At 73.7% G+C, this 11,945-nt stretch carries 16 protein-coding genes; 12 read left to right on the top strand and 4 right to left on the bottom strand.

Features of this window, described 5'->3' with window-relative positions; genetic code table 11:
• The 3 genes from GUY59_RS16610 to GUY59_RS16600 form a co-directional block, all read left to right on the top strand.
• Positions 1–461, top strand: a 461-nt coding sequence (locus GUY59_RS16610) for a hypothetical protein (RefSeq protein ID WP_201760952.1), incomplete at its 5' end; no start/stop codon positions are given.
• Positions 461–1,339, top strand: coding sequence for a WXG100-like domain-containing protein (locus GUY59_RS16605; RefSeq protein ID WP_138208175.1), 879 nt, complete (start codon positions 461–463; stop codon positions 1,337–1,339). The genes GUY59_RS16610 and GUY59_RS16605, both read left to right, overlap by 1 nt.
• Positions 1,340–1,351: 12 nt before the next feature.
• Positions 1,352–1,663 (top strand): YbaB/EbfC family nucleoid-associated protein, encoded by a 312-nt coding sequence (locus tag GUY59_RS16600; protein ID WP_138208176.1) that lies wholly within the window; start codon positions 1,352–1,354, stop codon positions 1,661–1,663.
• Positions 1,664–1,672: 9 nt separating this feature from the next.
• Here GUY59_RS16600 and GUY59_RS16595 read toward each other — a convergent pair whose 3' ends face one another.
• Positions 1,673–2,803: a DUF5685 family protein gene (locus GUY59_RS16595; protein ID WP_138208177.1), complete on the bottom strand. Its 1,131-nt coding sequence runs from the start codon at positions 2,801–2,803 to the stop codon at positions 1,673–1,675.
• 207 nt (positions 2,804–3,010) lie between these two features.
• Here GUY59_RS16595 and GUY59_RS16590 point away from each other — a divergent pair, with 207 nt between their 5' ends.
• The 5 genes from GUY59_RS16590 (at position 3,011) to GUY59_RS16570 (ending at position 7,414) form a co-directional block, all read left to right on the top strand.
• Positions 3,011–3,925, top strand: a complete 915-nt coding sequence (locus tag GUY59_RS16590; protein WP_138208178.1) for an ATP-binding cassette domain-containing protein — start codon at positions 3,011–3,013, stop codon at positions 3,923–3,925.
• On the top strand, positions 3,922–4,713 hold the full coding sequence (locus tag GUY59_RS16585; RefSeq protein ID WP_138208179.1) for an ABC transporter: 792 nt from the start codon (positions 3,922–3,924) through the stop codon (positions 4,711–4,713). Before GUY59_RS16590 ends, GUY59_RS16585 begins: the two co-directional genes overlap by 4 nt.
• Before the next feature lie 10 nt (positions 4,714–4,723).
• Positions 4,724–5,872, top strand: a complete 1,149-nt coding sequence (locus GUY59_RS16580) for a sensor histidine kinase (RefSeq protein WP_252375232.1) — start codon at positions 4,724–4,726, stop codon at positions 5,870–5,872.
• Entirely contained in the window at positions 5,863–6,507 is a 645-nt protein-coding gene (locus GUY59_RS16575) for a response regulator (RefSeq protein ID WP_138208180.1), read from the top strand. The genes GUY59_RS16580 and GUY59_RS16575 overlap by 10 nt, the downstream gene beginning before the upstream one ends.
• An 85-nt stretch (positions 6,508–6,592) precedes the next feature.
• Positions 6,593–7,414 carry an aldo/keto reductase gene (locus tag GUY59_RS16570; protein ID WP_138208181.1) on the top strand — a complete coding sequence of 274 codons (822 nt, stop codon included), beginning with the start codon at positions 6,593–6,595 and terminating at the stop codon, positions 7,412–7,414.
• Between the two features lie 15 nt (positions 7,415–7,429).
• On the opposite strand, the gene GUY59_RS16565 is transcribed toward GUY59_RS16570, so the two are convergent.
• A complete protein-coding gene (locus GUY59_RS16565) occupies positions 7,430–8,176 on the bottom strand; it encodes a maleylpyruvate isomerase family mycothiol-dependent enzyme (protein ID WP_201760951.1) in 747 nt (248 codons plus the stop codon).
• A 64-nt stretch (positions 8,177–8,240) separates the two neighbouring features.
• Here GUY59_RS16565 and GUY59_RS16560 point away from each other — a divergent pair, with 64 nt between their 5' ends.
• On the top strand, positions 8,241–9,158 hold the full coding sequence (locus GUY59_RS16560) for a MerR family transcriptional regulator (RefSeq protein ID WP_201760950.1): 918 nt from the start codon (positions 8,241–8,243) through the stop codon (positions 9,156–9,158).
• Here the strand turns inward: GUY59_RS16560 and GUY59_RS16555 are convergent.
• Positions 9,148–10,374, bottom strand: coding sequence for an MFS transporter (locus tag GUY59_RS16555; protein WP_330849169.1), 1,227 nt, complete (start codon positions 10,372–10,374; stop codon positions 9,148–9,150). The two genes, GUY59_RS16560 and GUY59_RS16555, sit on opposite strands and share 11 nt — an antisense overlap.
• A gap of 52 nt (positions 10,375–10,426) precedes the next feature.
• Between GUY59_RS16555 and GUY59_RS51355 the strand changes: the two genes are divergently transcribed.
• Genes GUY59_RS51355 through GUY59_RS16540 form a run of 3 tightly spaced genes read left to right on the top strand, consistent with a single transcriptional unit; the run spans position 10,427 to position 11,189 of the window.
• A complete protein-coding gene (locus tag GUY59_RS51355) occupies positions 10,427–10,693 on the top strand; it encodes a helix-turn-helix domain-containing protein (protein WP_138207466.1) in 267 nt (88 codons plus the stop codon).
• Entirely contained in the window at positions 10,594–10,824 is a 231-nt protein-coding gene (locus tag GUY59_RS16545; RefSeq protein WP_138207470.1) for a LysR substrate-binding domain-containing protein, read from the top strand. Before GUY59_RS51355 ends, GUY59_RS16545 begins: the two co-directional genes overlap by 100 nt.
• Positions 10,824–11,189: a hypothetical protein gene (locus GUY59_RS16540; protein WP_138207464.1), complete on the top strand. Its 366-nt coding sequence runs from the start codon at positions 10,824–10,826 to the stop codon at positions 11,187–11,189. The genes GUY59_RS16545 and GUY59_RS16540 overlap by 1 nt, the downstream gene beginning before the upstream one ends.
• 1 nt (position 11,190) lies before the next feature.
• Here GUY59_RS16540 and GUY59_RS16535 read toward each other — a convergent pair whose 3' ends face one another.
• Positions 11,191–11,847, bottom strand: coding sequence for a class I SAM-dependent methyltransferase (locus GUY59_RS16535; protein WP_138207462.1), 657 nt, complete (start codon positions 11,845–11,847; stop codon positions 11,191–11,193).
• Positions 11,848–11,945 lie beyond the last annotated feature (98 nt).

Below are 11,945 nucleotides of genomic sequence, written 5' to 3'. Positions count from 1 at the left end.
CCCCCAGCGGCACCCCGTCCCCCTCGGAGAGCAGGCCCGGCCTCATCCCGTCACCGGCCCCCACGCCGAGCGGGCAGGCGATCGGCTCGCCCCGGGACCACAACGATCGGGTCGAGATCGAATGGCGGTCGATCCGCGAGCTCGCCTGGCTCTTCGACAAGACCGGCGACGACGTGGTGATGTTGCAGCGCGTCGCCTCGGACCTGGCCGGCACGTCCGGTCTGGTCGGCGACGACGAACAAGGCCACGCGTTCGCCGCATGGTACGCCGACAGCTACGAGTGGCTGACCGAATCCATGCGCCGCGTCGCCGACAAGAGCTTCATCTCGGCCACCGGCCTGCGCGATTTCGAACAGCTGTGGGAGTACTTGGAGGGGGAGATCATCCGGTCGCTTCCGCCCATCCCCGACCTGGCCTCGCCGCCGATCCCGCAGCCGCCCCCGCCCATGGAAGGGGCCTGATGTTCGACCCGTTCCAGGCGCTCGCCTGGTTTGCCGGCGTGTACGTACCCCGGGCCGACACGTCCAACCTGAGAGCGCGCGCCAAGGCCCTGCGCGAACTGGCCGCCTCGATCGGCATGGCCGCCGGCCGCACGGAAGACGCCGTCGATGCGGCGCGCAGGCGCAACGACAGCAGGGCCGTCGACCGGTTCGCGGACGTGTGGCCGTACGAGCTCGCTCCCCGCTACGCGGCCCTGCAGGAGGAACTGCGCGAGCTGGCAGACGGATGCGACGACTACGCCGACGCGGTCGACAAGCACCGGGACCAGTTGTGGATCATCGGCACCCAGCTGGCCGCCATCGCCTTCACCATGATGTTCGGCTTCGTCTATCCGGCGGCCAGGCTGATGGGGCAGCGGGCGTTCAACATGCTGGTCGCCAGGGCCAGACTGGAGCGCACCCTCTTCCAGAAGATCGTCAAGCTGATCCTGGAACAGCGGATCGGCAAGCGCCGCGTCGGCACCTACCTGGTACGCGAAGGGCTCGACGCGCTGGCCGACTCCGTGGTGTGGGCCGCGCTCAAGACCGGCGTGCACGCGGCCAGCTCCGCCGCCACCGGCCAGCCCATGGGCAACCTCTTCGAGTACGCCGGCAAACACTTCGCCGCCGAACTGGCCTACAACGGCGGCATCAAGGCCCTCAGCGACGTGCGCAGGTTCTTCCCCGCGACGAAGGTCACGGATACGCTGCTGGGCACCGGCTCGGCGGGCCGGTTCTTCCGCCGCACGGTCTCGGCGTCCACCATCTACCCGCTCGTCATCAGCGGGGAGCTGAGCGTGGCAGGGTCTCTGCGCTCGGCGATGGCGCACGCGCCGAGGGCGTTCATCTTCAAGCGCTGACCGAGGAGCGAGATGACCACACCACCGCCCACGGGCGACCCCGAACTCGACCGCGCGCTCGCCGAGATGGCCGCCCAGACGGCCAAGTTCGAGGAGGTCAGCCGCCTGCTGCAGGAGACCAGGGGGCGCGGCGAGAGCGCGGGCGGGCAGGTCGCCGTCGAGATCACCCCTCAGGGGTCGCTGGCCGCGCTGCACATCGACCCCCGTGCCATGCGGCTGGGCTCGAAGGCGCTGACCGACGCCATCGTGGAGGCGTACCGGCTGGCCGAGGAGGACGTGACGGGACGGTCCTTCGACATCGCGAGGACCGTCACCGAATCCTGACGGCCCCTCTCAGGAGCAGTCGCAGCAGCCACAGTCGCCGCAGTCACAGCAGTCCCCGCACTTGCGCAGGTAACAGCGCTCCTCGCTCGGGCGGCCGCGCCGCCGGCTCCACCGGGGCCGCCACATCCCGCAGGTCCAGAACGTCGCGACGCCGGCCGCCGACTTGCGGATCCAGCCGGGCCGCTCGTACGAGGCGGTGGCGGAGCCGAACGTGCGGGTCACGGCCCGGCGTACCTCGGTGCCGAGCAGGACGTCCACCAGGTGCCGCTCGGCCAGCTCCAGGTCCGTGAGCGCGAGGGTGAGCCCGTGCGCGGCGTCGTCGCACAACCGGCGGGCCTCGGCCGCCGTGGTGGCCGTGGCGGTCAGCGGGTTGAACGCTCCACGCGCGTCGTCGTCGTGCTGGTCCTCGGCCGCGTCCAGCAGGTGCGCGATCCGGCCGAAGAACCGGCCCGCCTCCGCGAGGGCAGGGGCGTTGCCCGGTCGCCCGGCCAGCACCGCCGTGTGCGCGAACGCCGCCGCGACCGCGTCCTCCGCGGGCGCGGTGAGATCGAGCACACTGAGACCGCACGCGGGCCCAGCGCCGTGTCCAGGGCCGTGTCCAGGGCCGTGTCCCGGGTCGCGGCCGGGGTGGTGGCCTGGTTCGTGTCCGGGGTGGTGATCCGGTTCGTGTCCGGGGGTGTGCCGGGGGTCGGACGCGGGCGGTGCGGTGGCCAGGCGTTCCAGGTCGAGCTGGCGGTCCACGGTCGCGGCCAGCACGGCGGTGTCGAAGCCGACGCCGGCGCCCAGCCGGGCACCGCCGGCCTCCCAGCGGACGGCCAGCCGGCGGCGGGCCGCGGCGGTGCCGAAGGCGGCGTCCCCGTCGGCCACGTGGTCGCGCAGCCTGCCGGCCGCCAGCACGAGCGAGACCGCCGCCGCCAGCCGTGCCCCCTCGCCCCGCGCGTCCACCACCTCGGCCGGGCGGAAACCGCGCAACGCGCACGGCCCGGCCGTGCGGCGCGGAGCGGCGGCCGGGAGCTGGGCCTCGGTGAGCACCGACAGGAGCAGCGTGTCGTAGTTGGTGGTCAGCCGGGCCCCGTGCCCGTGCCCGTCCCTCAACGTCAGGCACAACCCGCACAGATGCGCCCGCCACGCGGCACGCAACGACGGGCACCCATGGTCACCGCAGGGGCGGATGATTCCGAACACACGACCTCACAGACGTTACGGCTGCACATGAAGAGAAAAGGGTAGGGCCCGCCGCTTACAGGTGGCCTGCACGGTCATGAAACGGTTTACGGTTTTCCGCCATAAAGGTCGGCGGATCGCCCCCATGGTGGCCGGAGCGGTGGCTGCCTAGCGTGGGGCAGCGTGATCAGTCTGAAGAACCTGAGCAAACGGTACGGCGACCGGCTCGCGGTCGACGACCTGTCGCTGGAGCTGAAACCCGGTACGGTGACCGGCTTCCTCGGTCCCAACGGCGCAGGCAAGTCGACCACCATGCGGCTGATCCTCGGCCTCGACCGGCCTGCCTCCGGCACGGCGCTGGTCGGCGGCGTCCCGTACCGGAAGATCAAGAACCCGCTGCGCACGGTCGGCGCGCTGCTCGACGCGCGCGCCCTGCACCCGGGGCGCAGCGGTCAGGCGCACCTGGCGGCGCTGGCGCGCAGCAACGGCATCCCGCGGCGGCGGGTCACCGAGGTGCTGGAGACGGTCGGCATGGCGGGCGCGGCGCACAGACGCGCGGGCGCGTTGTCGCTGGGCATGAGCCAGCGGCTCGGCATCGCGGCGGCGCTGCTCGGCGATCCCGAGGTGGTGATGTTCGACGAGCCCGTCAACGGGCTCGACCCGGACGGCGTGCGGTGGGTGCGCGGGCTCATGCGGTCGCTGGCCGACGAGGGGCGCACGGTGTTCGTCTCCAGCCACCTGATGAGCGAGATGCAGCTCACCGCCGACCACCTCGTGGTGATCGGCAAGGGCCGGCTCATCACGGACGCGCCGCTGGACGAGGTCATCGCGGGCAGCTCGCTCACGGCCGTGCTCGTGCGCACGCCGCACGCGCGGGACCTCGCCGTACGCCTGCGCGCCGCCGGGATCACGGTGGAGCGGCTGGGCGAGAACGAGCTTGAGGCCACCGGCGCCGCCACCGAGCGGGTCGGCGACCTGGCGTACGAGGCGGGCATCCGCCTGCACGAGCTGCGCACCCGTGAGGCCTCGCTGGAGCAGGCCTATCAGGAGCTGACGTCGGGCAGCGTCGAGTACGGCGCGAGGAGGGGCGGAGCATGAGCACGCTGTGGCAGGCCGTCGGCGCCGAGTGGGGCAAGTTGTGGTCGGTGCGGTCCACGTGGTGGTGCCTGGCCGGCGCGCTGGTGCTCATGGTGCTGAGCGCGCTGACGCTGGGGGGCGCTACGGCCACCGAGGCGCTGCGCGAGGGCGGCGCGGGCGTACGGGTGGCGTCCGGCGAGCCGGTGGTGTCCGCGACGCCGTTCGTGCAGTTCGCGATGGTGGCGGCGGCGATGCTGGTGATCACGTCGGAGTACGCCTCGGGGAGCATCCGGGTGACGTTGCAGGCCACTCCCGCCCGCGGCGTCGTACTGGCGGCCAAGGTGCTGGTCGTGGGGCCGGTGATGTTGGCGGCCGGGGTGGTGTCCGGGGCGGTGGCGGCGGCGGCCGTCCACGTGCTGCTGTCGGCGGAGGTGTTCGGGGGCCTGGTGGTGACGCGGATCGGCGAGCTCGTGCCCGACCTGCTCGGAGCCGGGGTGTTCCTGGCGCTCGTGTCGGTGATGACCGTGGGGATCGGGGCCGCGATGCGCAGCGCGGCCGGGACGCTGACCGTGGTGTTCATGCTGCTCATGGGCCTGCCGCTGCTCCTGCTGATGACGGGCGCCCCGCCGGCGCTGGAGGCCTCCCTGCGGTTCCCGACGTTCGCCGGGCTGGCCTTCATGGGCAGTACGGCCAACATGACCGGCGGGCCGATCCCGTACTCCGCGGGGGAGGGCCTGGCCTGGCTGCTCGTCTGGACGGCGGCGGCCCTGGCGATCGGGCTCGCCGTGTTGCGCCGCCGTGACGCCTAGACTCGCGCTCGTGCCGGGGATCGTGGTGGTCCGTCTGCTGGCCGGGGTCCTCCTGGGGATGGTCCTCGGCCTCGCCGAGCTGGCGTTCTTTCTCGTGGCGTGGCCCGCGGCGCTGGTCCCGGCCGCCAGGCCGCTCGCGGCGAGGGGCCGGGACCGGCTGGTGGCCGTCGAGCGGGCCAGGTTGTCGCGATGGTTCGGGCACGAGACGGCGCGGCCCGACGGCGGTTACGCGTTCCTCGCCGCGCGTGCCGCGCTGGGCGTCGTGAGCGGCTACGTCTGCGCGGCGGGACTGTTCGTCGGCGGGCTGCTGCTGGCGGGCGGGTCATGGGAGCTGGTCACGGGCGGGTCGGAGACGGTGCCGCTCGACCTGCCCGGTGTGCGGCTCGTCACCAGCGGCTGGACGCTGGGCCTGACCGGCGGGATCGCGCTGCTGGCGGTGACCGGCCTGTTCGTGGTGGGGGTGGCGGCGCTGGAACGGCGCCTGGCCGCCCACCTGCTCGGCCCGGGCGGCGAGGAGCTGATGCGCAGGCGGATCGCCGAGCTGACCGCCACCCGCTCGGGCATCGTCAAGGCCGTCGACGACGAACGGCGCAGGATCGAGCGCGATCTGCACGACGGCGTGCAGCAGCGCGGTGTGGCCCTGGCCATGCTGCTCGGCCGCGCACAGCACACCCGAGACCACGACCGCACCGCCGAACTGGTCGCCCAGGCCTACGCCGAGTCGCGCCGACTGCTCGACGAGCTGCGCAGCGTCGCCTGGCGGATCTACCCGACCGCCCTCGACGAACTGGGGCTGCACGCCGCGCTGGCGGGCGTCGCGGAACGGTCGAGTGTCCCGGTGACCGTGCACCACAGGTTGAGCGGCCGGCCCGTATCCGAGGTCGAGACGGCGCTCTACTTCGTGGCCCGCGAGGCGATCACGAACGCGGTCAAGCACGCCGGCGCCCGTGACATCCTGGTGGTGCTGGACGAGGACGAACAGGTGGTGAGGGTGGCGATCTCCGACGATGGCGAGGGCGGCGCCGACCCTTCGGGCGGCGGCCTGTCGGGGCTGGCCAGGCGCGTGATGGCCCTCGACGGCACGTTCGCCGTGGACAGCCCGCCCGGCGGCCCCACCAGGATCACCGCGTCGCTGCCCAAGGCGCCGCCGTGCGGCTGATCCTGGCCGACGACTCCGTGCTGCTGCGCGAAGGGCTGACCCGGCTGCTCGACGACGCGGGCCACGAGGTGGTCGCCGCCGTCGGCGACGCCCCCTCGCTGCTCGACGCCGTCGAGCGCCACCGGCCCGACGTGGCCGTGGTCGACGTGCGGATGCCTCCGACGCACAAGGACGAAGGGCTGCGCGCGGCGCTGGAGCTCCGCGGCCGCCTGCCGGGCGTCGGCATGCTCGTCCTGTCGCAGTACGTCGAGCAGCGCTACGCGGCCAGGCTGCTGGCCGGGCCCGCCGAAGGGCTCGGCTACCTGCTGAAGGACCGGGTCTCCGAGGTGGGCGAGTTCCTCGACGCGCTGGAGCGGGTGCGGACGGGCGGCACGGCGTTCGACCCGGAGGTGGTGCGCCAGCTGCTGGCCCGCACCACCCACACCGACCCGCTGAGCCGGCTGAGCCCGCGTGAGGGCGAGGTGCTGCGGCACCTGGCGCAGGGCTACGTCAACGCCGCCATCGCCGAGCGCCTGCACGTCTCGCTCAGCACCGTGGAGAAGCACGTCAACGCCATCATGGACAAGCTCGACCTGCCCCGCGACCCCGGCTACAGCTGCCGGGTGCTGGCCATCCTGCGCTACCTGGAGGGCTGAGGGCCCCGGCCGTCCACGCGAGCCGCACTGGTACGAATGCGACAAAGGTGGTTGTTTCGGGTGGGCATCGGGCAAGGATGTGGCCATGACCATCATGCTTTGCGACGGCCGCCCGATGCCGCGTCTCGGTCTGGGCACGTGGCCCATGAACGACGACGGAGCCCATCAGGCCGTGAGACACGCCATATCGCTCGGCTACCGGCTGATCGACACCGCCGCCAGCTACGGCAACGAGGCCGGGGTGGGAGCCGCCGTGGCCGAGGCGGGCGTGGCCCGCGATGACCTGTTCATCACCACGAAGCTGCGCGGGTCCCACCACGGCTACGACGCGGCCATGCGCGGCTTCGAGGAGAGCCGGGCCAGACTCGGCCTCGACTACGTGGACCTGTACCTGATCCACTGGCCGCTGCCCGGACGCGACCTCTACGTCGACACCTGGCGCGCCTTCGCCGACCTGCGCGAGCAGGGACTGGCCCGCTCGATCGGCGTCTCCAACTTCACGCCGGCCCAGATGCGGCGGCTGGCCGAGGAGACCGGCGTGCTGCCCGCCGTCAACCAGGTCGAGTTGCACCCCGGCTTCGCGCAGCGCGAGCTGCGCGCCTGGCACGCCGAGCACGGCATCGTCACCGAGTCGTGGAGCCCGCTCGGCCGCGGCTCCAAGCTCCTCGACGAGCCCGTCGTCGCCGACCTCGCCACCGCCCACGCGCGCACCCCCGCGCAGATCGTGCTCCGCTGGCACCTGCAGCTCGGCGCCGTGCCGATCCCCAAGTCGGCCCACCCCGAACGGATGCGGCAGAACCTGGACGTGTTCGACTTCAGCCTGACGGACGAGGAGATGGCCAGGATGGCCGAGCTCGACAACGACGGGCGGCTCGGCGGCAACCCGGACACCCACGTCGAACTCTGACCCGCTTCAGGAGGGCTAGAACGCGGTGTGCGTGAGCCAGTGGTCGAGCAGCGCGCGGTCGCCCGTGACGTCGCGGGCAGGCACGCGCCGGGTGAACACGAGCATGAGCTCCGTCACCGGGCCCGACACCACGACGTCGCCGTCACCGTCCCCGCGCTCGCAACGGATTCCCTCCGGCGTCCTCGTGATCACCCAGCCCTGCCCCGAGTCCGGCCGGATCACGATCGTCTCGCCCCGGCCGCGCAGTTCGGCCAACTCGGGCTTGAACCGCACCGCGGACGGCTCCGCGAGCAGCCCCATGCCCTCGGAGATCACGTCGGCCGCCAGGTCGTCGGCGACGTCGAACGGGGCGCCGGTCGTGGCCGCCGCGTCGTAGTGGTGGATGACGGTGTCGCCCAGCATCCTGCGCAACCAGAACATCGGCGGCGTCGGCCCCGCCATCGACCAGACCCGGGCGCCGGCCGGCGCCTCCTGGACCGCGTCGATCACCTTCTCCGCTCCCTCCGTCAGCCACCGCTCCCACGTGTCCTGAGGACCGGGGTCGTCCGCGGCGGGGGCGGCGATGGGTGTGTCCGCTTCCTGGCGCACCAGCTCGGCCGTCCACCGGTGGGCGTGCCCGATGTGACCGGCCAGGTCGCGCAGCCGCCACTCGGGGCAGGTCGGCACCTGGGCGTCCGGGTCGCCGCCGGCGACCGCGCGGGCGAACCCCGCCGTCCGCTCCCGCAAGCCCTCCGCGAGCCGTGCGGTGTCCAATGTCGTCATGGGCGAGAACTCCTCTCAACAGGTACACCGCTACCGTAGAAACTCCAGTCGGGTGGAGGTTCAAGTGCCTGTGAGCGACGACACGCTGGGGATCGGCGACCTGGCGGCGCTGACCGGCGTGCCCGTGCGGACGATCCGCTACTACTGCGACGAGGGCATCATCGCGTCGGTGCGGACGGTCGGCGGGCACCGCAGGTTCGACAGCGCCGCGGTGGAGCGGCTCGGCATGGTCAGGCGGCTGCGCGGGCTAGGCCTGGGGCTGGCCGCGATCGCGCGCGTGCTGGCCGGGGAGCGTTCCGTGGCGGAGGCGGTGGCGGAGGAGCGGGCGGCCCTCGACGTCCGGCTCGCCGAACTGGCCTGGCGGCGGGCCGCGCTGCGCGCCGTCGAGGAGGCGGGGCCGGCCGAGAGGGCAGCCCGGCTGGAGCTGCTGGCCGCGGTGGAGGACGGCGCCGCCGCCCGCGACGCGCTGGCCGCCTTCTGGCGGCGCCAGATGGTGGCCATCCCCGCCTCCGGCAAGTTGGCCAGCGCGTTCGTGGACCTGGTCGTGCCCGCGCCGCCCGCCGATCCGGCCGTGCCCCAGGTGGTCGCGTACGCCGAGCTGGTCGCCCTGGTCGCCGACCGGTCGCTGACGCGCCTCCTGCGCGGCCGGGCGCTGGAGAACCTGAAGGAGATTCACGACGAGGACGAGCTGATGTACGGCGTCGGCGAGGCGTGCGCGCTGGTCGAGCCGCTCGTGGTCGCGGGGGAGGCGCCGCGGCCCGGCCCCGAGCTGGACCGGTACGTCGCGGTGCACGCCGCCGTACGGGGCGTCCGCGACACCCAGGGGTTCCGGCGCGAGCTGCTGGCCAACGTGCAACCCGACCGCGACCCGCGCTTCCGCCGCTACTGGCGGCTCGTGAGCGAGGTCAGCGGGGAGAAGGCCACGCTCGGCTCGACCCACCTGTGGCTCGCCGACGCCCTCGAACGCGACCTCACCGCCTGACCCGCGCCGCTCCGCCTGCCCGTGGGAGGAAGCGCGACAGGAGCACGGCCGCACCCGCCAGCAGCAACCAGGCCGACGTCACGACCACCAGCCAGGTCCAGCCCGCGTGGCCGTACACGACGCCGCCCGCGGTGCCGCCCACGCCGCTGCCCAGGTAGTACGCCAGGGTGTACATTCCGGCGGCCCTGCCGCGGGCGCGCGGCGGGGCGTCGGCGGCGACCCGGGCGTTGGCGATGGCGTGCGCGGCGAAGAACCCGGCGGTCAGCACGGCGAAGCCGAGCACGACGAGCGGCAGCGCCGGATGCGCGGTCATGACGGCGCCGGCCACGGTGACCAGCAGCGCCGCGAGGAGGGCTGGCGTACGTCCGAGGCGGGCGGCCATCCGACCGGCGGCGGCCGAGGAGGCGGTGCCCATGGCGTAGGCGAGGAAGACCAGGGAGGCGGCGGCGGTGCTGAGCGAGATGGGCGGCGCGGACAGGCGGAACCCGGCGGCGTTGTACAACGCCACGAACGCCCCCATGCCCAGCGCCCCGACGGCGTAGGCCGCCACCAGCCGCCCGCCGGTACGCGCGTCCGGGGCCGTCGGACCCGGCGTCTCCCCGGGCGTCGGGGCCTTCTCCTGCGGCCGCGGGGTCGGGTCGCGGGGGAGGGCCAGGGCGGTGAACAACGCGCACAGCAGGGAGACCCCCGCCACGGCGAACAACGCCCCCTGCCAGCCCAGCGGCTCGGCGGCGAATCCGGCGCCCAGCCGCCCGAGCATTCCGCCCACCGTGTTGCCCGCGATCATCGCGCCCACCGCGCCGGGCAGCCGCGCCGTGCCCAGCCGGTCGGCCAGGTACGCCGCCGCCACCCCGGCGAAGCCGGCGATCGCCACCCCCTGGACCGCACGCAGCGCCAGCAGCACGGGGAACGACGGAGCCAGCGGCAGCACCAGCCCGACGGCCGCCGACACGAGCACCGACCAGAGGATCACCCGCCGCCGCCCGGCCACCCCGGCCAGCCAGGCCAGCGGCAGCACCGTCACGGCGAGCGCGGTCGTGGCCACGCCGATCGCCAGCGTCGCGCTTCCTGGATCCAGCCGGTACTCCCCGGCGAGGTGCGGCAGCACGGGCTGGGGCGCGTACAGCAGGGCGAACGACGACACTCCGGCGGCCGCGACGGCCGCGCTGACCCGCCGCGTGGCCGCGGGCAGCTCCTGAGCCTGACCGACCACCACCCGCGCCACGCTAGGCAGCGACCCATAGATACGTCCAATACAGGAATGGGGGATGATTCATGCTCTGATGAATGATTACGAGCAGCTGGCCGCCCGCCTCGCCTCCGACCTGGCGCTGATCGCAACCGTCGGCGAGACCGGGCACGTGACCCGCGCGGCCGAGCTGCTCGGCATCCCCCAGCCGACCGCGAGCCGCCGCCTCGCCGCGCTCGCGGAGGGCTGGGGGTGGCGATCCTGCCGCGCTCCGGGCCGCCCGGCTCCGTCCCGGGGGTCGTGGAGATCCCGCTGTCGCCGCCGGTGTTCAGGACGATCGGCGTGAGCTGGCCGGCGGGCGAGCGGCTGACCCCGGCGGCGCGGGCGTTCAGGGACCACGTGTGCGCCGGGCTGACGGACCTGGGCCCGGGTTTCCGAGGCGAGCGACCCGCTCGTGAGGGGGACAGACTGGGGTGATGACTCAGGACGGAGATGCGGGCGTGCCGGGCTCGCTGGCGAAGGTGCTCGCGGACGTGGCGGCGGAACGGGCGGCGCAGGACGCGCGGTGGGGCACGCAGGTCCTGCCTGACGGGACCGGCGGGGACAGGGCGGTGGCCGAGTCCGGCGTGGCCCGGCACGCGACGGACACGGCCGCCCGCGAAGGGGCGCTGACGTGGCGGCACATCCTGGCGGAGGAGGTGCTGGAGGCGTTCGCGGAGACCGAGCCCGGCCGGTTGCGGGCCGAGCTCGTCCAGGTGGCCGCCGTGGCCGTCAAATGGGCCCAGGCCCTCGACCGCCGCCCTTCGGGACGGCCGGGAAGCACCACCGGCGTCCCGCCCTGACTCACGCGGGCGGCGGGCCGGCCCTCGTCGTGTAGATCGTGACGGCGTACGGGCGGGGCGGCGCCGGATAGACCTCCTCGGCCAGCCGCGACAGCGCCGCGTCGGCGTCGAGATAGCGGTGCAGCCGCCCGGCCTCCGGCCAGGGGTGCACGGTCACCAGCACTCCGTCGCCGGGCACGAGCAACCCGGCCAGACGGGCGCTGACCTGGCGCAGGCGGTCGGGACGGCCCAGGTAGTAGAGGGTCTCCGAGCAGAACACCAGGTCGAAGCGCTGCTCGGGCACATGGGTGAGGATGTCGGCCTGGACGAAGCGCACCCGCCCGCCGCCGGGGACCCGCCGGCGCGCCCGCGCGAGCGCCCGCGCGGAGACGTCCACGCCGACGATCTGCGCCTCCGGATAGGCCGCCGCCAGCGTGCGGGTGAACGCGCCCTCGGCGCACCCCACCTCGATGATGCGTCGGTACGGCCTGCGCGGCACGTGCTCCAGCGTGGCCTCGTACTTCTGCCGCTCGTAGGTGTCGGTCGACAATCTCCACGGGTCGGGCACGCGGTGCCGCCAGTCGAAGAAACGGCCGAGGACCATGCCCTGGGCCTGCGGCGGGAGCAGCGACAGGGCGCGGAAGAACGTGCGGTGCATGAGCTCTGGGATGGGCGGCATGGCGGTGGCGCGGCCTCTCTCGGATGGGACGGGTGAGCGTCTCCGTGTGCTGAGATGACATCGTTACGTCAGCGGATTCCCTCATGACCACCCTCTAT

The organism is Nonomuraea sp. K271, assembly GCF_009908215.1.
GTDB classification, from domain to species: domain Bacteria; phylum Actinomycetota; class Actinomycetes; order Streptosporangiales; family Streptosporangiaceae; genus Nonomuraea; species Nonomuraea longispora.
The sequence above is the reverse complement of the archived record's forward strand: the minus strand, read 5'-3'. Positions and strand labels throughout refer to the sequence as shown.